Source organism: Pseudomonas sp. R4-84, from assembly GCF_054130985.1.
Window position 1 is genome coordinate 1,733,404 of record NZ_CP096390.1, and the last position, 25,665, is coordinate 1,759,068.

A 25,665-nucleotide genomic window follows, 5' to 3' on the forward strand; every position below is an offset into this window, starting at 1 on the left:
GCCGCCGGCAACAGTTCAGCTGATGGACATTGACTAAACGAGGGAGGCCGTCAATCGCGAGCAAGATTGACGGCGTTATCCCTAAAGGGCCTCCACGACTTGAGCAGTTCCGCCGCCTCGTGAATGGGCCACCCCCTCAACCCCACCCCGTTTTTTTACAATTTCTTTATCCCCCCACCCAACCCTCGATCTCGCACCTTTACACCCTCCCTACCGACAATCTCTCCACACACGGCACGACGCCGTACCACGGAGAAATCCCATGAGTGTTCTGGACGGGGTGTCGCTGCTGTTGGCAGTGGCGCTGTTCATTTATCTGTTGGTTGCGCTGTTGCGCGCGGACCGGGGTTAGGAGCGGTTATGCACGGCTATGACTACGGGCTGATCCTTGGCTTTTTTGCGCTGGTGCTGATTCCGGCACCGTTCCTGGGGCGGTTCTACTATCGGGTGATGGAAGGCCAGCGCACCTGGCTTTCACCGGTGTTTGGTCCGGTGGAGAGGTGTTGTTACAAGGTGGCCGGTGTCGATCCGACCACCGAGCAGAGTTGGCAGAAGTACACCTTGGCCTTGCTCGCCTTCAACCTGGCGGGTTTCGCTTTGTTGTTCGCGGTTCTGTTGTTGCAAGGGCATTTGCCACTCAACACCGAAAACCTGCCCGGCATGGAATGGACCCAGGCCTTCAACACGGCGGTCAGTTTCATGACCAACACCAACTGGCAGTCCTACAGCGGTGAGGCGTCCCTCAGTTACTTGAGCCAAATGATCGGCCTGACGGTGCAGAACTTCGTCAGCGCCGCCACTGGCCTGGCTGTGCTGGTGGCGTTGTGTCGTGGGATCGGGCGCAAGTCCGCCACGACCCTCGGCAATTTCTGGGTCGACCTGACCCGCGCCACGCTCTACGGATTGTTGCCGCTGTGCCTGGTACTGGCGCTGTTTCTGGTGTGGCAGGGCGTTCCGCAGACCTTCGCGCATTACATACATGGCGTGACGATGCAGGGCGTGGATCAAGTGATCCCGCTCGGGCCGGCGGCCAGCCAGATTGCAATCAAGCAATTGGGCACCAATGGCGGCGGTTTCTTCGGCGTCAACTCGGCGCACCCGTTCGAGAACCCGACGGCCTGGACCAATCTGTTCGAAGTCGCGTCGATCATCCTGATTCCGGCGGCGCTGGTGTTCACCTTCGGCCACTACGTCAAGGACCTGCGCCAGAGCCGGGCGATCATCGCCTGCATGCTTGCGCTGTTCCTGATCGGCGGCGCGACGTCGCTGTGGGCCGAGTCCCAACCCAATCCAGCCCTCGACAACGCCGCGGTTGAGCAAGCCGCGCCGCTGGAAGGCAAGGAGGCGCGCTTCGGCACCACTGCCACGGTGCTTTGGTCAGTGACGACCACGGCGGCGTCCAACGGCTCGGTCAACGCCATGCACGACAGCCTCAACCCCCTCAGCGGCATGGTGGCGCTGATGAACATGATGGTCGGCGAGGTGGTCTTCGGCGGCGTCGGGGCCGGGCTCTACGGGATGTTGCTGAATGTGCTGATTGCGGTGTTCCTCGCCGGGTTGATGATTGGTCGCACGCCCGAATACCTGGGCAAGAAGCTCGGTGCCCGGGAAGTGCAATTGCTGGTGGTAACGCTGCTGGTGATGCCCGTGAGCGTGCTGGTGCTCGGCGCTATTGCCGCAAGCCTGCCCGGCCCTGCGGCGGCGGTGAGCAACCCTGGCGCCCACGGTTTCAGCCAATTGCTCTACGCCTACACCTCGGCGGGGGCCAACAACGGTTCGGCTTTCGCCGGTTTTGGCGCCAACACGCCGTTTCACAATCTGATGCTGGGCCTGGGCATGTTGATTGGCCGTTTCGGCTACATCCTGCCGGTGCTGGCGTTGGCCGGTAGCCTGGCGATGAAAAAGCCCGCCCCTGTCGGCCAGAACAGCTTTCCCACCCACGGCCCGCTGTTCGTAACGTTGCTGACCGTGACCATCCTGTTGGTCGGCGGCCTGACCTTCCTGCCAACCCTGGCCCTGGGCCCGATCGCCGAACACCTGAGCCTGGGTTTCTGAGGATTTGAGATGAACATGCCGATGAGTAAGACCGTCGTCGCCAAGGCGCCGGAGCAACCGAAAACCAATCTGTCGGCGCTGTGGCGGCCTGCGTTGGTGCAAGCTTTCGTCAAGCTTGATCCACGCCAGTTGCACCGTGCGCCAGTGATGCTGGTGGTGGAACTCACCGCGATCCTCACCACTGTGCTGTGCCTGATTCCCGACAGCACCGTGCCGACTTTCGTGGCCGCGCAGATTGCCCTGTGGCTGTGGTTCACAGTGTTGTTCGCCAACTTCGCCGAAGCCTTGGCCGAAGGGCGCGGCAAGGCTCGCGCCGACAGCCTCAAGGCTGGCAGTGAAGGCTTGAGTGCCCGCCGCCAGACGGCGAACGGTTTCGAGGTGATACCCGCCACACGCCTGCGCAAAGGCGATGTCGTGCGCGTTGCGGCGGGGGAGATGATCCCCGGCGACGGCGAAGTGATCGAAGGCATCGCGGCGGTCAATGAAGCGGCGATCACCGGGGAGTCGGCGCCGGTCATTCGCGAATCGGGCGGGGATCGCTCGGCGGTTACCGGCAATACGCGGCTGGTCTCCGATTGGTTGTTGGTGCGCATCACCAGCAATCCCGGCGAATCCACCCTGGATCGCATGATCGCCCTGGTGGAAGGCGCCAAACGCCAGAAAACCCCGAACGAAGTGGCGCTGGATATCTTGCTGATTGGTCTGACGCTAATCTTCCTGCTGGTGGTGGTGACGTTGCAGCCGTTCGCCCATTTCGCCAACGGCAGCCTGCCGCTGGTGTTCCTGGTGGCGCTGTTGGTGACGTTGATCCCCACCACCATCGGCGGCTTGCTGTCGGCCATCGGCATCGCCGGGATGGACCGCCTGGTACGCCTGAACGTGATCGCCAAGTCCGGTCGCGCCGTGGAGGCAGCGGGGGATGTGCACGTGTTGATGCTGGACAAGACCGGCACCATCACGTTTGGTAACCGTCGTTGCGCAGCGGTCTATGCCGCCCCGGGCGTAAGCGCCAAGGAGCTGGCCGAAGGCGCGTTGTTCGCCTCGTTGGCCGACGATACGGCCGAGGGCAAGTCCATCGTCGAATACCTGCGTGGGTTGCATCCTCAGGCTGAACCCGCCGCGGAGTTACTGACAGCCGTGCCATTCAGTGCCGAAACACGCTTGTCCGGCGTGGATTATCAGGGGCGCGTGTATCGCAAGGGCGCGGTGGATTCGCTGCTGACTTTCATTGGCTTGCCCCGTGACGGACTGCCCACCGCATTGGGCCGGGAAGTCGACAAGATCGCCCAGAGCGGCGGCACGCCGTTGCTGGTCTGCGTGGACGGAAAATTGCTCGGCGCCATTCACCTCAAGGACGTGGTCAAGCCCGGCATCCGCGAGCGCTTTGCCGAGCTGCGCAAACTGGGGATCCGCACCGTGATGGTCACGGGCGACAACCCGCTGACCGCTGCCGCGATTGCCGCCGAAGCCGGCGTGGATGATGTGCTGGCCGAGGCCACGCCGGAGAAAAAACTGGCGCGCATTCGCCATGAGCAGAACGATGGTCGACTCGTCGCCATGTGTGGCGACGGCGCCAACGACGCTCCGGCCCTGGCCCAGGCCGATGTAGGCATGGCGATGAACGACGGCACCCAGGCCGCGCGCGAGGCGGCCAACATGGTCGACCTCGACAGCGATCCGACCAAGTTGCTGGACGTGGTGCAGATCGGCAAGGAACTGCTGGTGACCCGGGGCGCGCTCACCACGTTTTCCATCGCCAATGATATCGCCAAGTACTTCGCCATCCTGCCGGCGCTGTTCGCCTCCATCTATCCGCAGCTCGGCGTATTGAACGTCATGCATTTGCAGAGCCCGCAAAGCGCGATCCTGTCGGCCATCGTCTTCAACGCCCTGATCATCGTCGTGTTGATCCCCCTGGCCCTGCGCGGCGTGCGAGTGCAAGCCGCGAGCGCGGCGGCCTTGCTGCGCCGCAACCTGCTGATCTACGGCCTGGGCGGGATCGCGGTGCCGTTCGTGGGGATCAAGGCGATCGATCTGTTGCTGACGGGATTGGGGTTGGTTTGAGCCTGAAGACATCCATCAACTGAGGATTTAGCAATGTTCACCTTGATTCGCCCGGCCTTGAGCCTGTTGCTGCTGATGACCTTGATCACCGGCATCGCTTACCCACTCATCGTCACCGGCGTGGCGCAAATCGTTTTCCCGGACCAGGCCAACGGCAGCCTGGTCCATGATGCCGACGGCAAGGTCCGTGGCTCCCGGCTGATCGCCCAGGATTTCGTCGGCGATGGGTGGTTTCATCCGCGGCCCTCGGCAGGCGCGTTTGCGACGGTGGCCAGTGGCGCGAGCAACTTTTCGCCGAGCAACCCGGCACTGGCCACGCGGGTGATCGATGGTGCCCAGAAGCTGCAAGTGCCCGGCCAGGGACCGGTACCCCTGGCGCTGCTGACCACTTCCGGCAGCGGGTTGGACCCGCACTTGCCTCCGGCCGCGATTGCCTATCAACTGACGCGTGTCGCGGCGGCCAGGAATGTGCCAGTGTCGAGGTTGCAGCTGTTGCTCAATGAAAACATCGAGCAACCGTTGGTGGGACCGCCGGTGGTAAACGTGCTGGCGCTGAACATGGCCCTGGAAAAACTGTAGAAACCTGTGGGAGATTCTATGGTGCATGGCTAGCCCTTAGATGCCTTTTGGTAAGTATTCGCTCTGGTTCTTCAACAGAGCGAATACCACTCGGGCAAGCTTGCGGGCCAGTGCCACTAATGCTTCGGTTGTGCTTAGCCCTCGAGCCCGCAGAGCCCCATAAAAACCCTTCCACGCCGCTGTGCGGCTCGCCGACATCGCGGCGTTGTGCATCAATCGGCGCGCCTCCGGGTCACCTCGCTTAGACAGGCAGCGGCGTCCCTTCTTTTTTCCCGAGTCCGATATGCGCAGGTCCAGCCCTAGAAAAGCGATGAAGGCATCGGCATTTCTGAAATCTCCACGCTGAAACGACGTAAGTAAACGCGCACCGCTCAACAGCCCGATTCCTTCGACTTTCATGCAGCGCTTGAGCTGACTGCCCAGACCGGCTGCATCCAATTGCGTCTGGATTGTTTTCTCAAGCAAGATTTCCAGTCGCTGCATGGCCTTTATCTGGTTCTCAAAGGCCGTTTTGAGCAACGGTTCGTTCGACCAACTTTGCTTGAGGCTGACACGCGCCTGAACCAAGGCTGCCCGGCGCCGGAAAAGGCTTATAAGCCGGCAATACAGGGGCGATGGCGGGGTCCACGGGTGCAACTGGTGGCCTTCGTTGTTCAAGTAGCGAGCCAACAACCGAGCATCCAGCGCATCGGTTTTGGCGCGAACTTTCACACCTTTGCGGTAATGGCTGAGTTCGTAGCCGCCGATCATGTAGATCACACAGCCCTGCGCATAAGCCAGGTCGGCGAAGTCCTGGTGATAGATATTGGTGGCCTCGATGGCGACATCCACTGGCGCAGGCAATTCCTTGAGCCACTTCTTGATCGCAGCTTTGGTGTTGGGGATCGCTTCCAGTCGATCTGTTTCTGCGTGATAAATCACCAACTCATCTTTGGCGACATCAACCCCCACGATCGGCTTTGCGACAGAAACCGGCATTGCCATTGAAAATCCTCCGCGCTAAGGTTTGAACACTTGAAGGGTTCACCCAGAGGCGCAGGCTTGTTCCTATCGTCGGTCTAGGCCAGATGCATTCTTTATCGGCGCTTGGGTGAAAGGAGGAGGGGTGAAAATCTCCCACGGTCTGTACTGCGCGAACAGTCAGAATCGAGCCTTGTCCCTCCTCCTCCCTTCAAGCCCTACCATACAAGCGAGCTTGCTCGCGATAGCGGTGGGTCAGTCAATGACAGTGACGGCTGAACGACCGCCATCGCGAGCAAGCTCGCTCCCACAGAGGCTCAATTCCATCCCTGAAACAAGAGACATAGCATGAGCGACTCCGGCCGCGCCGATGCACTGCTAGCCAATCTGCCCCGCCACGACCGTGGCCGCCTCAAGGTTTTTCTCGGCGCCGCGCCGGGCGTGGGCAAGACCTACGCCATGCTGCAAGCGGCTCACGCCCGGCTGCGCCAAGGCACGAACGTCGTCGCCGGCGTGGTCGAGACCCACGGGCGCGCCGAGACCGAAGCGCTGTTGAATGGCCTGCTGCAGCAGCCGCTGGTGCGTTCGGAATATCGCGGCGTGGTGCTCGAGGAAATGGACCTCGACGGCCTTTTGTCGTCTCGCCCGAGCCTGGTGTTGGTGGATGAACTGGCCCACAGCAACGCGCCCGGCAGCCGGCATGCCAAGCGCTGGCAAGACATCCAGGAGTTGTTGGCGGCAGGCATCGATGTCTACACCACGGTGAACGTCCAGCATTTGGAAAGTCTCAACGATCAGGTGCGCGGCATCACCGGCGTGCAGGTGCGCGAGACGTTGCCGGACTGGGTGTTGCAGGAAGCCGACGAGTTGCTGCTGATCGACTTGCCGCCGCGCGAGCTGCTGGAGCGCCTGCGCGACGGCAAGGTTTATGTGCCGGAGCAGGCGCGGGCAGCCATCGATGCGTTTTTTACCCAGACCAATCTTACCGCGCTGCGCGAGCTGGCCATGCAGACCGCGGCGGCGCAAGTGGACGACGATCTGGCGCAAGGCTATCGGCAACTGGGCCAGGCGGCGCCGGCGGTGCGCGGTCGGTTGCTGGTGGGCGTGGACGGCGACTTGCAGGCCGAACGGTTGGTACGCCACGCCAGCCGCGTCGCCCAGCGCCGGCATCTGCCGTGGAGCGTGGTGCATGTGGATAACGGCGGGGCGCGGGACGAGTCGTCCCGCCAACGTCTGCAGAACGCCCAGCAATTGGCCGAGCGCCTGGGAGGGGAAGTGGTGTCGCTGCGCGCCGGGGAGGTCGCGCGGACGTTGATCCAGCACGCCATGCAACGCCGCGCCACGTTGCTGTTGGTAGGGCAGTCCCGCCGGCGTCTGCGGCGGCGATGGTTTGGCGGTGGCCTGGCCTCACGCCTTTTGCGCAACGCCCGTGGCCTGGAAATCAACGTGTTGGACAGCGATGAATCGCCACCGCCCACGCGCTTGGCCCTGAGCACCCTCGCCACCGGTTTCGACTATGCCCTGGCGCTCGCGGCGACGATGACGGCCAGTGCCTTGGCCTGGGGAGTCTCAGGGTTGCTGGCACTGCCGAACATCTCCCTGGTGTTTCTGATGGCGGTGTTGCTGGTGGCGGTGCGCAGCAGCCTCGGCCCGGCCCTGGCCTGTGCGGCGCTGTCGTTCCTGGCCTACGATTTTCTGTTTATCCCGCCCAATTTTTCCCTGACGATCCAGCGCGAAGAGGACGTACTGACGCTGGCATTTTTCCTACTGATGGCCGCCCTGACGGGCAATCTCGCGGCCCGCCAGCGCCGTCAACTGCAAGCGCTGCGCGACACCCAGCAGGAAACCGGTGAACAGCTCGACCTGTCACGCAAGCTGACTGCCGCCACGGATCGCCAGGCCGTGATCAGCGCCGCCGTGCAACACCTCGACAGCGAGGACGATTTGCAGCTGTGCCTGCTCAACCGCGACGGCGGGCATGGTTGGAAGGTCGAGACCGCCGAGCCGTTGACCTTCACCGAGGCCGAGCGCGCTGCCGCCGACTGGTCCTGGCAACACGACCAACCGGCCGGTGCCGGCACCGCGACGTTGCCGTCCGGGCGCTGGTGGTGGTGGCCTTTGTCCAGCGAGGGCGCTCCGCTGGGCCTGCTGGGCGTCTGCCCGAAAGACGGCAAGCCGTTGAGCGGCCATCGTCGACGCTTGTTGGCGGCCCTCAGCCAGCCGCTGGCCCAGGCGCTGGCCCGGGCGCAACTGGCACAGGATCTGGAAGCAGCGCGCCTGCACGGCGAAACCGAACAGTTGCGCAGTGCCTTGCTCGCGTCTGTCTCCCATGATCTGCGCACACCGCTGACGTCCATGCGCGGCAGCATCGACAGCCTGTTGGCGCTGGGCGAGGCGATCCCGCTGCAGGACCGTCGCGAGCTGCTGGAAGGCACCCGCGACGAGGCCGAGCGCCTGGACCGTTATATCCAGAATCTGCTCGACATGACCCGGCTCGGCCATGGCGCGCTGAAGCTGGCACGCGATTGGGTGTCACCCGCCGACATCGTCGCCAGTGCGTTGAACCGTCTGCGGGCCGTGCTGGCGCCGTTGGCGGTCGATGTCCAGGTGCCGGTCGGCTTGCCGTTGCTGTATGTCCACGCCGCGCTGATCGAACAGGCCCTGGTCAATGTGCTGGAGAACGCCGCGCGGTTTTCCCCGGCCCATGGACGGCTGCTGCTCAACGCCGAGGCGACGGCCGACGAAATCCTGTTCGCCGTGGCGGATGAAGGGCCGGGCATTCCCGAGCAAGAGCGGGAAAAGATTTTCGACATGTTCTACACCGCTGCGCGCGGTGATCGAGGCGGGCAGGGCACCGGGCTCGGATTGGCGATCTGCCAGGGCATGGTCGGTGCCCACGGTGGGCGGATCAGCGTCGGCGACGGCCTCGACGGTCGTGGCACCTGCATCACTTTGCACCTGCCCTTGCAGGCACAACCAGGCATGGACGATGAAGCCTGACCGGCGCTGCGTTATGCTCTCGCCACTTGATTGGATGAATGGACCCCATGAGCCAGAGCGCGACCCTTTTGGTCATCGATGACGAACCGCAGATCCGCAAATTCCTGCGCATCAGCCTGGCCTCGCAAGGCTACAAGGTGCTCGAAGCCGAGACGGGAGCCGAGGGCCTGGCCCAGGCGGCGTTGAACAAACCCGACCTGTTGGTGCTCGACCTGGGCCTGCCGGACATGGACGGTCAGCAAGTGTTGCGAGAGTTCCGCCAGTGGTCGGCGGTGCCGGTGCTGGTCCTCTCGGTGCGGGCCAGCGAGGCGCAGAAAGTCGAGGCGCTGGACAACGGCGCCAATGACTACGTGACCAAGCCTTTTGGCATCCAGGAATTCCTTGCCCGCGTGCGTGCGTTGCTGCGCCAGGCGCCGCCAGGCGAGGCACCGCCGGCGGCGCTGACGTTCGGCCCGCTGACGGTGGACCTGGCGTATCGCCGGGTCCTGCTGAACGGCGCCGAAGTGGCCCTGACCCGCAAGGAATACGCGGTGCTGGCGCAACTGGCGCGACATCCGGGGCGGGTCATCACCCAGCAACAACTACTCAAGGACATCTGGGGCCCGACCCACGTTGAGGACAGCCACTATCTGCGCATCGTGGTCGGTCACCTGCGCCAGAAACTGGCCGACGACCCGACCCGGCCTCGGTTTATCGTGACTGAAGCGGGGGTGGGGTATCGGTTGTTGGAGGAGGGGGGGCTTTAATCCATCGGAGTCTGGGCGGACATTATCGCGAGCAAGCTCGCTCCCACAGTGGGCCGCATTTCATTGTGGGAGCGAGCTTGCTCGCGATGACGCCCGCCCAGTCAGCGCAGATCCCTAATTCTGCTCACTCTCATACCGATCCAACGTATCCCGGGCGATCTCCCGCCCCAACGCGATCAGTTCCGGCGCCTTGTAGAATTCGAAGAACCGGCACACCCGTTTCGGCACGTTGATCAGCACGTCCGGCGGGTAACCGGCGATTTTGTACTGGGCCAGCGAGGTCTGCATTACTTCGAAACTCTGGTTGATCAAATCCAGCAAGGACGCGGGCCCGACGTTATCGATGATGAACGAGCCGGTGGCGGATCTTGGCGCACCGTCGCTCTCTGGCGCGGCGGCCGGTTGCTGGCCTTCCGGCTCGGCGGATTCGATCCACGGGTTGATATCGGCGGCCTCGGCCTTCAGCGCTTCCTGCTCCAGCAGCAACAGCTGCTCGGCCTGTTTGCGGCGAAATGGCAGCCGTGAGCCCAGGGAGCTGACCAGGGTATCGAAGCGACGCCGGAACGCGGCGGGGCGCTGGATCACTGGCAGCCGATATTGCTTCTGGTTGGTGGCGTTGAGGTTGACCGCGATGATCAGGTCGCAATGGCTCGACACCACTGGCACGATCGGCAGCGGGTTGAGCAGCCCGCCGTCCACCAGCATGCGGTTGCCTTGCATCACCGGGGTGAACAGGCTGGGAATGGCCGCCGAGGCGCGCATCGCCTGGTGCAGGCAACCTTCCTGGAACCAGATTTCCTGCTGGTTGGTCAGGTCGGTGGCGACAGCCGTATAAGGAATGCGCAGGTCTTCGATGTTGAGTTCGCCGACAATTTTTCGGATTTGCCCGAAGACTTTTTCTCCGCGAATCGCCCCGAGACGAAAGCTGACGTCCACCAGCCTCAGCACATCCAGGTAGTCGAGGCTTTCGATCCAGTTGCGGTAATCCTCGAGCTTGCCGGCGGCGTAGATTCCGCCCACGACGGCGCCCATGGAGCAGCCGGCGATGCAGGCAATGTCGTAGCCGCGCCGTTCGATTTCCTCGATCACTCCGATATGGGCATAGCCCCGGGCGCCGCCCGAGCCCAATACCAATGCGACACGTTTTGTCATGAGCCGGCCTCTTATCGAACAGACGTCAACAATGCACTCATCGACGGCCCGGCTCAAATCGTTGTGGCGCAGGCGTCGTTTTTTGACACGCCGCGACGGCATTTGCGTATTCTCGTCCACACTTGAATATAGCGGTGGCGCCGAGGCACTTTTTCCCGGCGAAACCGTCTTACCAGCACGACTGTTGACCTGACTTGAGGTGTTATCGATGAAAGCCCGGATCTGCCTGCCCCTGGTGGCATCCCTGATGGTTCTGGCCCTGGCCGGTTGTGCCGGCAAGACCGCGTACCGCGACAGTTGTGGCAGCCAACTCGACAGCGCCTGGCGCGAACTGGACCTGGCCAAGGCCGAAGGTTTTGCCGGTACGGTCAGCTACTCCAAGGCCCTGTCGCTGCTGACCGGCGCCAAGACCCAGCAGCAATTCGAAGCCTTCGAAGGCTGCACTCAAAAAGCCGAGAAGGCCCGCTTCTACATTCGCGAATCCCGCGCAGGACGATAAACACAGCGGCGAGCTACAAGCTGCAAGCTGTAAGTGGAAGCGAAACTGTTTTCCCTTGCGGCCTGTAGCTCGAAACTCGAAGCTGCGTACGGAGTACGCCCGATGATTGATCGGCTGGTGGCCCGGATACTGGGCCTGGAAGTCCGCCTGTTGGCCTGCCAGGCCCGCTTGAATGCCCAAACCGACAGCGAAGCTCTGCATGACCTGCGAACCACGGTCCGTCGGTTGCGCAGCCTGCTTCGTCCGTTGCGTGGATTGCCCGGTGTCGAACAGCTGGAAACGGCCGCGTCGGCAGTAGGAACCCTGACTACGCCCTTGCGCGACCGCGAGGTGCTGGCGGCTTATCTGCAAAAGCACGGCAAGACCGACGCGGCGCAGCGGCGCCAGGTGCAAATGGCCGAAGCCTATCCCGCCGTGGCCAGCAGCCCGGAATTGGCGCAGCTGCTGATGATTCTCGACGCGTTCCCACGCTTCATCCGCGCTGCCCAGCGCCAGGGCCTGCTTGCCGGGCTGCGCAAGCGCATCGAAAAACGCCTCGACAAGCAATGGAAAAAACTCGGCGAAGCCTTGCGCGACCCCTCCCATGACCGTCACCGGTTGCGCCTGTTGATCAAGCGCGTGCGCTACGCCATCGAGGCCTATCCTGAACTCGATCGCTTGCCGGAAACGGCCATGCCACGGCTGAAGGCTGCCCAAGGTGCCCTGGGGGATTGGCATGATTGCTGGCAATGGCTGGCGCGGGCCGAGCATGAAGCCGATTTGCAAGCCTGTGTGCCGGTCTGGCGAATCACCATGGAAAAGGCCGAGGCCAAGTCCGACCGCGTGCTGGATAAACTCATCGCCAGTTGTTTCGATAAATCCTGAGGCTACCCCAAACCCCTGTGACCATCCGGGGTGGATTCAAGCCCCACGGCTTTTCTGTCAGTCTCTTTGGCCGGAATGAGCGCTGTGTCGCTTGCCCGCGCTGGTTAAGATTCCTTCATCTTTTTCCGCTGCTCTCGAGGTCGACATGCGCTTCTCCGATTTGATCGATGCCGTGCGCCATCAGCCAGGCGCCGTTGTGATCCCTCCTGAATGGGGCCAGGGACGGGCCAGTTTTGGCGGGCTGGTGGCGGCGCTGCAATACGAGGCGATGAGGGCCCAGGTCCCGGCGGATCGCCCGGTGCGTTCGTTGGCGATCACCTTTGTCGGCCCCGTCGCGCCCGACGTCCCCGTCAGTTTTCAAGTGCAGGTGTTGCGTGAAGGCAAGGCGGTCAGCCAGGTCTTGGGGCGTGCGGTACAGAACGGTGAAGTGGTGACCGTGGTGCAAGGCAGCTTTGGCGCGTCGCGATCTTCAACCGTGTCGGTGCAGGCTGACCCCGCGCCTGAATTCAAGGATGTCGAGCAATGCCAGGAGTTGCCCTACATCAAGGGCGCTACGCCTGAGTTCATGCGCCACTTGGCGATGCGCTGGAGCGTGGGCGGGCTGCCATTCACCGGCAATAAATCCCGCAGCATGGGCGGTTGGGTACGTTTGCGCGGCGATGTAAAGGAACAGCCGCTGGACGAAGGGCATATCCTGGCGCTGGTGGATGCCTGGCCTCCGGCGCTGTTACCGCACCTCACCCAGATGGCCCCGGGCAGTACGCTGACCTGGACGATCGAGTTCGTCCAGCCGTTGCTGGAACTCACGACGTTGGATTGGTGCCAGTATTTGGCTGAGATCGAACACGCCCAGGATGGCTATGGCCATGTCGCGGCGAAATTCTGGAGTGCCGATGGGCGGCTGATCGCCATGAGCCGGCAGACAGTGACCATTTTCGGCTGAGACGTTTCGGCGATTCAGCGGCGGTGGCGCTCCCGCCAGGCGCGCCACCATCCACCGCTTAGAAAAAATCGTGGGAAGGTCAGGAATTGTTCCACCAGCAGGCGCGACATCGCGTCCTTGCGATCACTGAAAGGCTCCGGCGCTTGTGTCTCCAGGCTATGGCCATGGCGTTGCAGCCCGAGTGCGGCAAGCAAGCCGATCACACCGATGGCGACATCCCCCAGGCTCAGGCTGAACACACCGCAGACAATCAGCAAAAACGCGACGATGAACAACGGCACCGCGATCAGGTGCAGGACCAGGTTGGTCGGGTGGCGATGATTGTCAGGGTAGGCGCGCCATTGCCAGGCCGGAAGGTTGGGGTGACGTTTGCCCATGATGCTGTTCCTTGAGTCCGTTTAAACCGAATAAACGAAGGATAGGTCGGGCCGGGCGGGGCGGCGAATCGCGGTTGGCTATCGTGGCGATAGGTGGCGATAGCCATAAGCCTTCTGGACGAGGGGTTCAAAGCTTCAACTGCCCAATCGCCTTGTTCAATTGCCCCGCCAGCGTCGCCAGTTCAGCACTGGTGGCGGCGGAGTCCACCGTCTGGCGCACGGTGTCTTCGGTTACGTCGCGAATACCCAGCACCGCTCTGTTCATCTCCTCGGCGACGTGGCTTTGTTGCTCGGCAGCGACGGCGATCTGGGTATTGCTCTCGCGCATCTGCGCCACCGCCTCGGTGATCTGCGCCAACGCCTCGCCGGCTGCGCAAGCCTGCTGTACGCAGTCATCGGCCTTGTGCGAACTTTCCTGCATGAACTCCACCGCATCCCGGGTGACCGCCTGCAGCGCCGACACCATCGTGGTGATCTCGTCCGTAGAGGTTTGGACCCGCCTGGCGAGGTTGCGGACCTCATCGGCCACCACCGCAAAGCCTCGACCCATGTCACCGGCCCGCGCCGCTTCGATGGCGGCGTTCAGGGCCAGTAGGTTGGTTTGCTCGGCGATGCTGTGGATGACACCGACCACGCCGTTGATTTTCTGGCTGTCTTCGGCCAGGCGCCGGATCATCTCGGCGGTCTGCTGCACGCCGGTGGACAGGCCGGTAATCGATTGCTGGACACGGCTGACCACCTCGCGGCCGTTGCCGGCGAGGGTGTCGGTGGTTTTCGACAGATCACGGGTGGCGCCAGCATGCTGGGCGATGTGATAAACCGTCGCGGACATCTCGTTGATCGCCGTGGCGGCCTGGTCGGTCTCGCTCTGCTGGCCGAGCATGCCGTGGCGCACCTCGTTCATGCTCGACGCCAGCCGAGCGGCCCCGTTGTCCAGCTGCCGCGCGGTGCTGGCGACGGTGTCGACCACCCGTTGGTAACCCGCCTGCATCGCGTTGAACGCGGCGGCCATCTGGCCCACCTCGTCGCGGCAGGCCAGGGGCACGCGGGCAGAAAGGTCACCGGTTTTTTCCACGTGCAGCATCACGTCTTTCAACGTGTCGAGCTGACTGAGCAGGAAGCGGATCAACAGTTGCGAGGCACCCAGCATTGCCAGCATCAACACCATCACCGCCACGGCGTATTGGCTGAAGCGTTCGGCAAAGACCAGACCCAGGCTCACCCCTCGGACCTGCTGTTCCAGGTGCATGGCATAGAGCACCAACAGCAAGGTTGTGGCGAACGCGACCGCATTGACCGCCCAGAATTTGTATTTAAGCGAGGTATTGCTAAGCCAGGCACCCATGGTAGGTCTTCTCTGATAGCGGAAACAGTTTCGGCAAGGTGCCAGTATTCTGCTGCTATCCAGGGGCGGGGTTTTGATGTGCGTCAACAGATGCTAAAGAGCCCTTGACCAAGAGCCCTGGGGAGCGAGCTTGCTCGCTCCCCAGGGCCTTTCGGCTCATTCGGAAAGGTTCGGCAACCCAAAAAACGCCCGGGCGCAGGCGGTGGTGTGGGCTGCCAGGTCTTCCTGGGTTTCACCGCGGTGCAGGGCAACTTCGCGAAGGACGTCCGTCAGATACGCCGGCTCGTTGCGACCATTCTTGGGCTTGGGCCGCAGGGTGCGCGGCAGTAAATACGGGGCGTCGCTTTCGAGCATGAGCCGACCGCGTGGGATTTCCCGCATCAATGGATGCAGGTGGGTGCCCCGGCGCTCATCGCAGATCCACCCGGTGATTCCGATGTGCAGGTCCAGATCGAGGTAGCGGAACAGCGCTTTTTTCTCGCCCGTAAAACAATGCACCACCGCGGCGGGCAATCGGTCACGAAAGCCTTGTAGGATTTCCAGCAGACGCTGGTCGGCGTCGCGCTCGTGGAGAAACACCGGCAATTGCAACTCCACCGCAAGGGCTAGGTGTTCTTCCAGGACCTTTTCCTGCTGTGGGCGGGGCGAGAAGTCCCGGTTGAAATCCAATCCGCATTCCCCCACCGCGCGGACGCGGTCTTGCTTGAGCAGATCCTTCAGGTGTCGGGCGCTGTCGGTCGTCCAGTCGCTGGCGCTGTGGGGATGGATGCCGGCAGTGGAAAACAGCCGTTGCCCCTCTTCGTCGAGGTGCTGGCAGAGTTCAAGGGCCTGCTCGCTGCCTTCGATGCTGGTACCGGTCAAGACCAGTTGGCAGACGCCCGCTTCATAAGCGCGCTCGAGCACCGCCTGGTGTTTGTCGGCAAAACTGGGGTTGGTCAGGTTGACGCCGATATCGATGAGTTGCATGGTGCTACCTCGGCCCAAAGGCCGCAAAGCATATCAGAGCTGTAGATTTATAAAAAAAGCCAAGAACTACAACGAGTTGCGGCTGTCTGTTGAGGCCACGAGACCGGTTGGGGTGGTGCGAATGCCATCGCTGTGCCAGTCTTTCGCACTTTTCAGCGCCCCAAGGTGCTCTGTTTTGCCAGTCGGTCCCGTTCCCTGGGATGGCTCGGCACTGTCCTTCCGGAGAGTGGATGGCACGTCCCCAGGTATTGCTTGTGCTGTGTTGTTCGCTGTTTTTGCCGATGCCGGCCGAAGCGCGGCTGCCCGGACCGCTGCAAGCCGTGGCGCCGGGAACCGTCCGGGACCTGGCGCAGATCCGGGACAGCCGGGTGCTGAAAGTCCTGGTCAATCAGAGCCGCAACAGTTCCGGCGAAGTCCAGGGACAGCCCATTGGCGTCGAATATCACCGGTTGCGGGCGTTCGAGCAATACCTCAACGGACATGCCCGGGACGGCCAGGAAATTACCCTCAAGATCATTCCCAAGGCCAAGGATCAACTGCTTGGCGCCTTGCAGCGTGGCGAAGGCGACCTGGTCGCTCCCGGCGAACTGCTTGAGCCGCAACCGGGCCAGGCGGTCAGCGCCAGTGATCCGATCCGCAGCGACGTGCCGTGGCTGCTGGTGGGCATCAAGGGGGAGAAGCGATATACCCGCGTCGAACAATTGTCTGGCAAGACCCTGGCCCTGCCCACTGGCAGCGCGGCGGGGGATGCCGTCAGCCAGATCAATCAGAAGCTTGCGTTGCTCAAGTTGCCGGCGGTGAAAATCGAATGGGTCGATCCCACCCTGGCGGTGGAGGATGTGCTGGAGATGGTCCAGGGCGGGATCTTCCACCTGACCATTGTCGAACAGCCGATTGCCGAACGTTGGGGCAAGATCTTGCCCAAGCTGCGCTTCGACCGCCAATTGCTCATCGGCGAGCCGAGCGATGAGTTCTGGTTCGTCCGTCGTGACGCCGCGATGCTGCGGGCGAGCATCGATCGATTCCTCGTCACCTACAAGGCACCGTCAAACGAAGACGCTGCGTTCCTGCGGATCTACCGTCGCTTGTACCAGGTCCATTATCCGTTGGCCCGGGCCAATCGCCAGCGCCTGGAGCAATTGCGGCCGGTGCTGCAAAAGCACGCCCAGGCTCAAGGCATGGACTGGCTCAACCTGGCGGCCCTGGCCTTCAAGGAGTCGGCCCTGCAACCCAACGCGCGCAGCGGCAGCGGCCCGACGGGCCTGATGCAGATCACTCCGTCCGCTGCCCAGCGGGTCGGGGTCAATGACATCCGCAACCTCGATGGCAATGTGCAGGCTGGCGCCAAGTACCTGGCCATGATCCGCCGCAAGTTTTTCGCCAGCCCCAAACTCAACGAGCGAGAGCGCATGGCGTTCGTCCTGGCGGCCTACAACATGGGACCCGAGCGGGTGCAAGGGATGCGCGCCGAGGCCCGGCGACGGGGATTGAACCCGAACCAGTGGTTTTTCCAGGTGGAGCGAATCGCCATGGAGCAGGTGGGGATGGGCGCAGTCAGCTACGTTAATAGTGTGAACAAATACTATCTGGCGTTTGATCGGGAGCGAGAGTCGCTGGAGTCCCAGGAACGAAAGGTGGTCCTGCGAAAATAATCAAATAACCTGATCGTTATAGCGGAGTTTTTGCGCTAGTTAGATAAGGTTATTCGATTAATATGGCGTCCAACCACACATCACCAAGGAATGATCCATGAGCACTCTCATCAACAAAGTACTGTTCTCCCGTGCTGGCTACGGCCTGACTGTCCTGCGCATCGTCGTCGGTATCATCTTCACTGCCCACGGTGGGCAAAAGCTGTTCGGTCTGTTTGGCGGTTACGGTTTGGCGGGGACGGCGCAGTGGATGGAAAGCATCGGCCTGGCTCCCGGTTACTTGATGGCGACGTTAGCGGGCAGTACCGAGTTCTTTGCCGGCCTGGCGCTGATCATCGGCCTTCTGGCGCGCCCTGCGGCGCTGGGTCTGGCGATTCTGTCGCTGGTGGCGATTTTCTCGGTGCATATCGGCAATGGTCTGTTCATGGCCAACAATGGCTACGAGTTTGGCCTGGCCCTGCTGGCGGGTAGCATCGCCGTGCTGATTGAAGGTGCTGGCAAGCTTTCCGCCGACAACGCCATCGCCCGCTGACCCCTTGCTTGAATCGTCGAGGCCCGTCCAGTACGGGCCTTTTTTGTGCTCGTCGATTCTTGACACTGGCCGGTCAGCTTCTCTAGGATGCCGCTCATGCGCCGATTTAAACAGCTACTTGCGGGGCGCCAGGTGACTTCCGGTCACCGATAGAAGCCAGGACAACAGGGCTTCGAAATACCGCTAAAGCGCTGGTTCGGTGTTGCCTCTCACCTGCCATGCAGACTTTTGAGGCAGAGACACGACACAATGAACGCATCCAGCCCCCTCGTACGTCTTGCGCCAATCACGGCGAACCTTCTCCAACGCAATCCGAAAATTCTCCTGGGCGGTACCCACCAGCCAACGCTGCTGCGTTATCTGGACGGCTGGCCGCGACGCAACCATGGGCCTGCTGCCTTCCTGATCCAATTTGTCGAAGACGGCGAGTCCCTGGCGCGTTTTGCCAATGACAGCTTCGACCTCGCCGTGATCCAGTCCCCCACCCGGGCGGACGCTGCCGAAACGATCCGGCAGCTGACCCGTGTGGCCAGGCAGGGACTGATCACCCGCCGTTAAGGTCCCCTTTGGCCAGGCCCCGGAACTGGTTGGCGTGCATGCAGTTGAGCACAATGCTGCTTCGCGTCGACCAGTCGGTATTGATGATGTGAAAGCGTTGGATATAACTATTGATGTCTTGGGACGCGAACCATTCGTCAACTTTGTCGCTGAAATCATCCGGGACGAAGAAGCCTGTATATTTCGCGCATTGGATGGAGCGAAGCGCGTAGGGCCTTTTAGGCTGTGAACTGGCATCGTCCATGAATTTTTTCAGCGTTGAAGTGCTTATATAGTTCTCGTCGGACCATTGGTGCTCGACCCCGGGCCAGTAACCATCCCCGCCACGCCTGTTATAGGAAATGACGATATTCTTTCCTGGCATGCGTTGCCATAGTTCCTGAAGCGTCATATAGCTCTGAGCGTAGTGGATCAGTCGATGTCCGATCGTCTGGTCAATCAGGTCGTGAAGTTCGTTATGTGCCGCATCGGTAAAATTCTTGAACTGATGAAAGTTCAAAACGATGATTTCCTTCCCTCGGGCTGGGTTCGCATAAAACGCGTTGAGCACGTCAAGGACATCACCGGCCACGGTACGGCCCGACGAGGTCAGGTGATAAAGCTGGAAGCGACGCGGGTGACCGACAGGCTGGTCGGCGAACAGCTCAACGCGCAGGTCGAGTACGCGAAACCCACGGTTGATCTGATCGCGGATTGGAACGTCTTGGGTGATTTCAAACGGAAACTGCATCTTCGGCGCTTCTCTGTCAGAGCCTGAATCATGGGTGCCGGGGAGAATTAGTTCATCAATGCGAAGTTTATAAATTTGCGGTGTGTGGTTCATCCATCGGTCACTGAAGTTTGGGTTCATGTTATTCATCCTTGAATATGTAAAGGTAATAAAAAAGTGCGCTCTCGGCGCACTTTCAATTTCCCGGATGAACCTGTTGATGTCAAATAACAAGTTGCTTGTCGTTGTGCCGCGATATGTCCGTGGATTACTTTTCTTTGATTTTTACAAGTATTCGATGTGGGTTATATATATAAGTTGCTCCCCGGCAGGCGTTTGGACTCGGGCTTCGGCATCCAGGGCCTTGCCGATCAATGCCCGGGCCAGCGGCGAGTCGATGCTGATCAGGTTCTGTTTCAAATCCAGCTCATCGGGTCCGACGATGCGATAGCGGGACTCGTTGCCTTCTTCATCTTCCACGGTGACCCAGGCGCCGAAATAAACCTTGTTGGGGTCGCTGGGCTTTTCACTGACGACCTTGAGCGCTTCGAGGCGCTTGGTGAGGAAGCGCACGCGACTGTCGATTTCCCGCAGCATCTTCTTGCCGTAAGTGTATTCGGCATTTTCCGAACGATCGCCCTGGGCCGCCGCCTCGCTGACCGATTGGGTCACCTGGGGGCGGCGCACGTGCCAGAGTTCGTGGAGTTCAGCGCGCATCCGCGCCTCACCTTCGGGGGTGATCAGCGCGGTGCCGGCGGTGCGGGGAGGGCGATAGCGACTCATGGCAACTTCTTGTGATAGCGAAGCCGGAAGTCTATCAACCCTCGCGCAACACTGTCAGCGGGCTGGCGTTGAGTGCTCGGCGGGTACCAAATACGCCCGCTGCACCGATCAGCAAAGCGCCCAGCAATGGCAGCACCAGCAACCATGGATGCGGATGCCATGGCAGGTCGAATGCGTACCGGTAAAGCACCAGGCTCACCAACTCCGAGCCCAGGGCGGCCAGCAAGCCGCTGACCGCGCCCAGCAAACCGAACTCGATGCGCCGGGCCTTGGTCAGCAGTGGCCGCTCGGCACCGAGGGCGCGTAGCAATGCGCCTTGGCGAATCCTTTCATCGAGCGTGGCTTGCAAGCCTGAGAACAGCACGGCCATCCCCGCCGCGAGCACGAACAGCAGCACATATTCCACAGCCAGCGTCACCTGGGCGAGGATGCTGCGCAGTTGTTCGAGCAGGGCTTCCACCTGCAGGATCGTCACGGCGGGGAACGCCCGTGACAGGTCGACAATCTGCTGGTCGTGACCGGCTGCCAGATAGAAGCTGGTGAGGTAGGTGGCCGGAAGATCCTTCAAGGTGCCGGGCTGGAAAATCATGAAGAAGTTTGGCTGGAAATTGTCCCAATTGATTTCCCGCAGGCTGGTGACCTTCGCCTCCCGGTTGAGACCCCCGACATTGAACACCAGGCGGTCGCCCAGCTTGATCTTGAGGTTTTCGGCCACCTTGCCTTCCACCGACACTCCTGGAATATCGTCCGGTGGCTGTTGAGGCCACCAGTTTCCGGCGGTCACCACATTGCCCGCAGGCAGATCCGCGGCCCAGGTCAGGCTCAGGTCGCGCTGCAGCGCGCGATCGCCCGCCGAGTCTTTGGTCACGAATTCCTTCGCCGGCTCGCCGTTGATGCTGATGAGCCGCCCCGGTACCACGGGATACAGCGGGGCCGACTGCGCGGACAGTTCCATCAGCTTGTCGGCGAACGCCTGTTTGTCGTTGGGCAGGATGTTCAGGGCGAAATAGTTCGGAGCGTTCTTGGGCAGCTGGTTTTGCCAGGTATCCAACAACTCGCCGCGCAGCAACGCAATCAATGCCATGGACAACAGGATCAGGCCGAATGCCAGGGCCTGGCCCGCCGCGGCCAGCGGGTGGCGCAGCAACTGGCCGAGCCCCAGGCGCCAGGGCAGCGAGGCGCGGGCCAGCATCCGACGCAGGCTCTGCAATGCCAGCAGCAGCAGGCCACCAAGGACCAGCGCGGCAATCACGCCGCCACCGAGCAGGGCAAACGTGAGCACCAGGTCCAGGCTCAGGCGCCACATGATCAGCCCAAGGGCACCCAATGCGGCGCCGTAGACCACCCAGGTACTGGAGGGGATCGGCAGCATGTCGCGGCGCAGTACGCGCAGCGGCGGGACCCGGCCCAGTGCGGCCAACGGCGGCAAGGCGAACCCCGCCAGCGCCACCAGCCCGGTGCCGATCCCGGCGATCGCCGGCAACAGGCCGCCTGGCGGCACGGTGGTCGGCAACAGGTCATGCAGCAAGGCGAACAGGCCCAGTTGGGCGATCCAGCCAAGGAGGGCGCCGCTGATACTGGCCAGCAGGCCCAGCACTGTCAATTGCAGGCTGAACAGCACCATGGCTTCCCGGCGCGACAGGCCGAGACAACGCAACAGCGCGCTGGCGTCGAAGCGCCGGGTGGCGAAGCGGTTGGCGGAGAGGGCGACGGCCACGCCGGACAGCAGCACCGCCACCAGGCTGGCCATGTTCAGGTAGCGCTCGGCCTTGCCCAGGGCGCCTCCGATCTGCCGGTTGCCATCGCGGGCATCCTGCAGACGCTGGTTGGGTTCCAGGCCTGGCTTGACCAGGTCGCGGTAGGTTTGCAGTGCCGGGGCCGGGCCTCGCCACAGGTCGCGATAGCTGACGCGGCTGCCCGGTTGCACCACGCCCGTGGCGTCCAGATCCTTGAGATTGATCATGACTCGCGGTGTAAGGCTGTAGAAGTTGCCGGCGCGATCCGGTTCGTAGGTCAGCACCCGGCTCAGGCGAAGGGTCTTGTTGCCGACATCGATGCTGTCACCGATCTTCAGGTCCAGGGCGGTCAGCAGCCGCGCCTCCACCCAGGCCTCACCCGGGGCTGGACGTCCGCCCGTTTCCTCCTGTGCAAGGGGCGCGGGGGCGCTTTTCAGTTCGCCGCGCAAGGGGTAGATGTCATCGGCTGCCTTGACGCTGGACAGCTGGATACCGTTGTCGGTGGCAACGACACTGGAAAACTCCACCACGCGGGCATGTTCCAGGCCCAGTTCGGTGCCGCTGCGAATCTGTTCCGGGCGGGCGGGGGAGCTGCCTTCGAGCAGCAGGTCGGCGCCGAGGAACTCGGTGGCGCGCATCATCATCGCGCCGTTGAGCCGGGCGCCGAAGTAGCCGATGGCGGTGCTTGCCGCCACGGCCACCAGCAAGGCGAAGAACAGCACGCGCAGCTCGCCGGCGCGGGCGTCGCGCAGCAACTGGCGAATGGCAAGACTGAACAGGCGCAGCAGGGGCAAGCGTGCCATCAAGGCTCCAGGGGCGCGACCATCTGGCCGGCTTCAAGTCGGATCAGGCGCCGGCAGCGATGGGCCAGGCGTTCGTCGTGGGTGACCAGCACCAGGGTCGTACCGCGTTCCTTGTTCAGCTCGAACAGCAGATCGCTGATGCGTTCGCCAGTGTGGCTGTCGAGGTTGCCGGTAGGCTCGTCGGCAAACAGAACGTCGGGTTCGGCGGCAAAGGCGCGGGCGATCGCAACGCGCTGTTGTTCGCCGCCGGAGAGCTGGCGTGGCGAGTGAGTCAACCGCTGGCCGAGCCCGACCCGTTGCAGCAGTTGCGTGGCGCGCTCCCGGGCGTCCTTGCGGCCGTCCAGTTCCAGCGGCAGCATGACGTTCTCCAGCGCGTTGAGGCTGTCGAGCAGCTGGAATGACTGGAAGACGAAGCCGACATGTTCGGCGCGAACCCGTGCCCGCTGATCCTCGTCCAATGCGCTGAGGGCTTGGCCGGCGAGGGTCACTTCGCCCTTGCTGGGCAGGTCGAGCCCGGCCAGCAGGCCGAGCAGCGTCGACTTGCCGGAACCGGACGCGCCGACGATGGCCAGGCTGTCGCCCTTGTTCAGTTCCAGGCTGAGTTCGTGCAGGATGGTCAGTTCACCTTCCGCGCTGGGAACCACTTTGCTAAGGTCCGTCGCGGTGAGAATGCTTGAGCCCATGGAGAATCCGATGCGTGTGTGGTTTTTGAGTGCCGGCCTGGCCTTGATGTGCATGGTCCAGAACGCAGCGGCGGGTACAGTCCTGATCGTTGGCGATAGTATCAGCGCGGCTTTCGGCCTGGATACCCGGCAAGGCTGGGTGTCGTTGCTTGAACAACGGCTCAAGGCCGAGGGTTTCGACGATAAAGTGGTCAATGCCTCGATCAGTGGCGACACCAGTGCAGGTGGCCTGGCGCGCCTGCCGACGCTGCTTGCGGCCCATAAGCCGGAGGTGGTGGTTCTGGAGTTGGGAGGCAACGATGGGCTGCGCGGACAGCCGCCAACACAATTGCAACAAAACCTTGCAGCGATGATCGAGAGCTCTCGCGCCAGCGGTGCGAAGGTGATCTTGCTGGGCATGCAGTTGCCGCCCAACTATGGGCGGCGCTACACCGAGGCTTTCGCGAAGGTCTACACCACCTTGGCCGAGGAGAAGAAGGTGCCGCTGGTGCCGTTTTTTCTCAAGGATGTGGGAGGTGTCCCAGGGATGATGCAAGGCGACGGGTTGCACCCGTCCGTCGCGGCTCAGGGCAAGTTGCTGGAAAATGTCTGGCCGACGCTCAAACCGCTGCTTTGACGCTTTTCTACAGACGGTGTTTCGGCTAATGTGGCGCCCCCGATTTGGAGCCCCCGATGCCGCGTCCCGCCTGGTCCCTGTTTGCCTACCAACTGATCGAGCCTGACGAGCAGCTGGATCTGTTCGCCTGCCAGGAAGTACGGGTGCACCTGGTGACCCGGCAGTTGGAACTGGGCGGATCGGCCGACCGGACCCTGTGTGGCAGCCTGTTGCCGGCCCAGCCACGTTGGTCCGGGGTCGATCGCAGGATTTTCCAGGATCACCGCCTGTGTTCCTTGTGCCGGGCGATCCTGGAGTCGCAGAAACGCGGCACCTCGCCAATCTGGCCGGAGTTGCGGTTCGAGTTGTGATCCTTCTGGCCCAGAGTATCGCTTTTGTGGGAGCGAGCTTGCTCGCGATAGGGCCGGCACAGTCCCATACAGTGCAGGCAGGCCCACCGCCAATCGCGAGCAAGCTCGCTCCCACAGGGTTTCAGTTGATCCCCCGGCATGCTGCGCATCGGACACTCCGGTGCCGCTCTCCCCGAAATAACGGGGGGCAGTGTACAATCGCCGTTTCGATACCCCTTGTTCGATCTGCGAAGGATTTCCCGGATGTTGCCGCGCTTGCCTGCCGTCGCCCGCTGCCTGTCTCTTGCCGCCCTGTGTATGGCTGGTCCCGTTGCTGCGTTGGAGTTGCCCCTGCCCCCACCGGGCGAAGACATCGTCGGCCAGGTGCAGGTCATCAAGGCCAAATACGAAGATACCTTCGCTGACCTGGGCACCACCTATGACTTGGGCTATACCGAGATGGTGGCGGCCAACCCCGGGGTCGATCCGTGGTTGCCGGGGGCTGGCACCGAGATTGTCCTGCCGACCCGTTTCATTCTTCCTCCGGGCCCGCGCGAAGGCATCGTGATCAACCTCGCCGAATATCGCCTCTACTATTTCCCCAAGGGCCGGAACGTGGTCTATACGTTCCCGCTGGGGATTGGCCGCGAAGGTTGGGGTTCGCCCATTGCGCGCACCAGCATCATCGCCAAGACGCCTAACCCGACCTGGACGCCTCCGGCCTCGATCAAGGCCGAACACGCCGCTGATGGCGACCCGCTGCCGAATGTCGTGCCGGCCGGTCCTGACAATCCATTGGGCCCGTTCAAGTTCACCCTGGGTACGCCGGGCTACCTGATCCATGGATCGAACAAGAAGTTTGGCATTGGCATGCGTACCAGCCACGGCTGTTTCCGTATGTTCAACAACAACGTCCTGGAGATGGCCGGCATGGTGCCGGTGGGCACTTCGGTACGAATCATCAACGATCCGTACAAGTTGGGCCTCAGTGGCGGCAAGGTTTACCTGGAAGCCCATACGCCCCTGGATGACAAGGGCAACCCGTCCGTGGTGGACAAGCACACCGCGGTCATCAATGCGATGCTCAAGCGTGAGGACATCACCAGCAACTTGCGCATGAACTGGGACGTGGTGCGTGACGTGGTAGCTGCCGAAGATGGCCTGCCGGTGGAAATCGCAGTGCCAAGTGCATCAGCCCCGATGGTCTCGAGCGCCCCGGTCGACATGCCTCAGTAACTGTCCTGAAGCAAACCGCCGACTTCTTGCGACCTCGGCGGTTTTTTTTGCCTTGCAAAAACTCAGGGCAATAAAAAAGCCGACCCAGTAACAGGTCGGCTCGATAACAATCCCGAAGGACTATTACTTGCGGCTAGCTTTTTCCAGCATGCGCAGAGCACGCTCGTTAGCTTCGTCAGCAGTCTGTTGTGCTTTTTGAGCAGCAGCCAGAGCTTCATCAGCTTTACGGTAGGCTTCGTCTGCACGAGCTTGGGCGCGAGCTGCTGCGTCTTCGGTAGCAGTCAGACGGGCTTCGGTTTCTTTCGATGCGCTGCTGCAACCGGTAGCCAGAACTGCGGCCAGGGCCAGAGCAGAGAATTTCAGAACGTTGTTCATCGTGTTCCCCTTCAAGGACTTTCTATTTAATGACTGTCTCCCCAGAGTGAGGAGTTAGCCGGCGTACATACTACTCATTACTTGTAGTAAGTAAACTGACGTA

At 62.1% G+C, this 25,665-nt stretch carries 25 protein-coding genes; 15 read left to right on the top strand and 10 right to left on the bottom strand.

All coding sequences use genetic code 11. From position 1 onward, the window contains the following. Positions 1 to 262: 262 nt before the first annotated feature. Genes kdpF through kdpC form a run of 4 tightly spaced genes read left to right on the top strand, consistent with a single transcriptional unit; the run spans position 263 to position 4,698 of the window. Positions 263 to 352 carry a K(+)-transporting ATPase subunit F gene (gene kdpF / locus M1D68_RS08120; protein ID WP_032863112.1) on the top strand — a complete coding sequence of 30 codons (90 nt, stop codon included), beginning with the start codon at positions 263 to 265 and terminating at the stop codon, positions 350 to 352. 8 nt (positions 353 to 360) lie between these two features. Next, entirely contained in the window at positions 361 to 2,055 is a 1,695-nt protein-coding gene (kdpA, locus tag M1D68_RS08125) for a potassium-transporting ATPase subunit KdpA (protein WP_434563099.1), read from the top strand. A gap of 9 nt (positions 2,056 to 2,064) precedes the next feature. Next, on the top strand, positions 2,065 to 4,119 hold the full coding sequence (gene kdpB, locus M1D68_RS08130; protein WP_457969941.1) for a potassium-transporting ATPase subunit KdpB: 2,055 nt from the start codon (positions 2,065 to 2,067) through the stop codon (positions 4,117 to 4,119). Positions 4,120 to 4,152: 33 nt separating this feature from the next. Continuing rightward, positions 4,153 to 4,698 (top strand): potassium-transporting ATPase subunit KdpC, encoded by a 546-nt coding sequence (gene kdpC, locus M1D68_RS08135; protein WP_457969942.1) that lies wholly within the window; start codon positions 4,153 to 4,155, stop codon positions 4,696 to 4,698. Between the two features lie 36 nt (positions 4,699 to 4,734). Here the strand turns inward: kdpC and M1D68_RS08140 are convergent, their stop codons facing one another. Further along, on the bottom strand, positions 4,735 to 5,682 hold the full coding sequence (locus M1D68_RS08140; RefSeq protein WP_445570990.1) for an IS110 family transposase: 948 nt from the start codon (positions 5,680 to 5,682) through the stop codon (positions 4,735 to 4,737). Between the two features lie 324 nt (positions 5,683 to 6,006). On the opposite strand from M1D68_RS08140, the gene M1D68_RS08145 reads away from it, so the two are divergent. Both M1D68_RS08145 and M1D68_RS08150 read left to right on the top strand, forming a co-directional pair. Then, positions 6,007 to 8,658, top strand: a complete 2,652-nt coding sequence (locus M1D68_RS08145) for a DUF4118 domain-containing protein (protein ID WP_457969944.1) — start codon at positions 6,007 to 6,009, stop codon at positions 8,656 to 8,658. A gap of 47 nt (positions 8,659 to 8,705) precedes the next feature. Beyond that, positions 8,706 to 9,404 (top strand): response regulator, encoded by a 699-nt coding sequence (locus tag M1D68_RS08150; protein WP_434650413.1) that lies wholly within the window; start codon positions 8,706 to 8,708, stop codon positions 9,402 to 9,404. 114 nt (positions 9,405 to 9,518) lie between these two features. On the opposite strand, the gene M1D68_RS08155 is transcribed toward M1D68_RS08150, so the two are convergent. Next, positions 9,519 to 10,556 (bottom strand): patatin-like phospholipase family protein, encoded by a 1,038-nt coding sequence (locus M1D68_RS08155; RefSeq protein ID WP_420764824.1) that lies wholly within the window; start codon positions 10,554 to 10,556, stop codon positions 9,519 to 9,521. Positions 10,557 to 10,764: 208 nt separating this feature from the next. On the opposite strand from M1D68_RS08155, the gene M1D68_RS08160 reads away from it, so the two are divergent. From M1D68_RS08160 to M1D68_RS08170, 3 genes are all read left to right on the top strand, one after another. Beyond that, positions 10,765 to 11,055, top strand: a complete 291-nt coding sequence (locus tag M1D68_RS08160; protein ID WP_420764823.1) for a hypothetical protein — start codon at positions 10,765 to 10,767, stop codon at positions 11,053 to 11,055. Between the two features lie 102 nt (positions 11,056 to 11,157). Then, complete coding sequence (locus M1D68_RS08165) at positions 11,158 to 11,919, top strand: CHAD domain-containing protein (protein WP_457969947.1); 762 nt, start codon at positions 11,158 to 11,160, stop codon at positions 11,917 to 11,919. A gap of 145 nt (positions 11,920 to 12,064) precedes the next feature. After that, on the top strand, positions 12,065 to 12,862 hold the full coding sequence (locus M1D68_RS08170; protein WP_420764821.1) for an acyl-CoA thioesterase: 798 nt from the start codon (positions 12,065 to 12,067) through the stop codon (positions 12,860 to 12,862). A gap of 14 nt (positions 12,863 to 12,876) precedes the next feature. On the opposite strand, the gene M1D68_RS08175 is transcribed toward M1D68_RS08170, so the two are convergent. The 3 genes from M1D68_RS08175 to M1D68_RS08185 form a co-directional block, all read right to left on the bottom strand. Then, positions 12,877 to 13,239 (bottom strand): Mpo1-like protein, encoded by a 363-nt coding sequence (locus M1D68_RS08175; RefSeq protein WP_420764820.1) that lies wholly within the window; start codon positions 13,237 to 13,239, stop codon positions 12,877 to 12,879. A 127-nt stretch (positions 13,240 to 13,366) separates the two neighbouring features. Further along, positions 13,367 to 14,584 (bottom strand): methyl-accepting chemotaxis protein, encoded by a 1,218-nt coding sequence (locus tag M1D68_RS08180; RefSeq protein ID WP_457969950.1) that lies wholly within the window; start codon positions 14,582 to 14,584, stop codon positions 13,367 to 13,369. Positions 14,585 to 14,740: 156 nt separating this feature from the next. Further along, positions 14,741 to 15,550 (bottom strand): TatD family hydrolase, encoded by an 810-nt coding sequence (locus tag M1D68_RS08185; protein WP_457969952.1) that lies wholly within the window; start codon positions 15,548 to 15,550, stop codon positions 14,741 to 14,743. A gap of 230 nt (positions 15,551 to 15,780) precedes the next feature. Here M1D68_RS08185 and M1D68_RS08190 point away from each other — a divergent pair, with 230 nt between their 5' ends. From M1D68_RS08190 to M1D68_RS08200, 3 genes are all read left to right on the top strand, one after another. After that, entirely contained in the window at positions 15,781 to 17,202 is a 1,422-nt protein-coding gene (locus M1D68_RS08190) for a transglycosylase SLT domain-containing protein (protein ID WP_457969954.1), read from the top strand. A 97-nt stretch (positions 17,203 to 17,299) separates the two neighbouring features. Then, on the top strand, positions 17,300 to 17,734 hold the full coding sequence (locus tag M1D68_RS08195) for a DoxX family protein (protein ID WP_457969956.1): 435 nt from the start codon (positions 17,300 to 17,302) through the stop codon (positions 17,732 to 17,734). Positions 17,735 to 17,983: 249 nt separating this feature from the next. After that, the gene (locus tag M1D68_RS08200) at positions 17,984 to 18,292 is read left to right on the top strand and encodes a class I SAM-dependent methyltransferase (protein WP_420764815.1); all 309 of its coding nucleotides are present in this window, start codon (positions 17,984 to 17,986) and stop codon (positions 18,290 to 18,292) included. Here the strand turns inward: M1D68_RS08200 and M1D68_RS08205 are convergent. From M1D68_RS08205 to M1D68_RS08220, 4 genes are all read right to left on the bottom strand, one after another. Further along, entirely contained in the window at positions 18,279 to 19,142 is an 864-nt protein-coding gene (locus M1D68_RS08205) for a hypothetical protein (RefSeq protein WP_457969957.1), read from the bottom strand. The two genes, M1D68_RS08200 and M1D68_RS08205, sit on opposite strands and share 14 nt — an antisense overlap. Positions 19,143 to 19,286: 144 nt before the next feature. Beyond that, complete coding sequence (gene greB / locus M1D68_RS08210; RefSeq protein ID WP_420764813.1) at positions 19,287 to 19,784, bottom strand: transcription elongation factor GreB; 498 nt, start codon at positions 19,782 to 19,784, stop codon at positions 19,287 to 19,289. A 34-nt stretch (positions 19,785 to 19,818) separates the two neighbouring features. Beyond that, positions 19,819 to 22,323, bottom strand: a complete 2,505-nt coding sequence (locus tag M1D68_RS08215; protein WP_457969958.1) for an ABC transporter permease — start codon at positions 22,321 to 22,323, stop codon at positions 19,819 to 19,821. After that, the gene (locus M1D68_RS08220) at positions 22,323 to 23,006 is read right to left on the bottom strand and encodes an ABC transporter ATP-binding protein (protein WP_039588896.1); all 684 of its coding nucleotides are present in this window, start codon (positions 23,004 to 23,006) and stop codon (positions 22,323 to 22,325) included. Before M1D68_RS08220 ends, M1D68_RS08215 begins: the two co-directional genes overlap by 1 nt. A gap of 10 nt (positions 23,007 to 23,016) precedes the next feature. On the opposite strand from M1D68_RS08220, the gene M1D68_RS08225 reads away from it, so the two are divergent. The 3 genes from M1D68_RS08225 to M1D68_RS08235 all read left to right on the top strand — a co-directional run bounded on the left by M1D68_RS08225 (position 23,017) and on the right by M1D68_RS08235 (position 25,187). Beyond that, positions 23,017 to 23,622 (top strand): arylesterase, encoded by a 606-nt coding sequence (locus M1D68_RS08225; protein WP_434563121.1) that lies wholly within the window; start codon positions 23,017 to 23,019, stop codon positions 23,620 to 23,622. Between the two features lie 56 nt (positions 23,623 to 23,678). Continuing rightward, positions 23,679 to 23,972 carry a hypothetical protein gene (locus M1D68_RS08230; protein WP_041020059.1) on the top strand — a complete coding sequence of 98 codons (294 nt, stop codon included), beginning with the start codon at positions 23,679 to 23,681 and terminating at the stop codon, positions 23,970 to 23,972. 243 nt (positions 23,973 to 24,215) lie between these two features. Then, complete coding sequence (locus M1D68_RS08235; RefSeq protein WP_434563123.1) at positions 24,216 to 25,187, top strand: L,D-transpeptidase family protein; 972 nt, start codon at positions 24,216 to 24,218, stop codon at positions 25,185 to 25,187. Between the two features lie 123 nt (positions 25,188 to 25,310). Here the strand turns inward: M1D68_RS08235 and oprI are convergent, their stop codons facing one another. Further along, positions 25,311 to 25,562, bottom strand: coding sequence for an outer membrane lipoprotei OprI (gene oprI, locus M1D68_RS08240; protein ID WP_011335311.1), 252 nt, complete (start codon positions 25,560 to 25,562; stop codon positions 25,311 to 25,313). Positions 25,563 to 25,665: the final 103 nt, after the last annotated feature.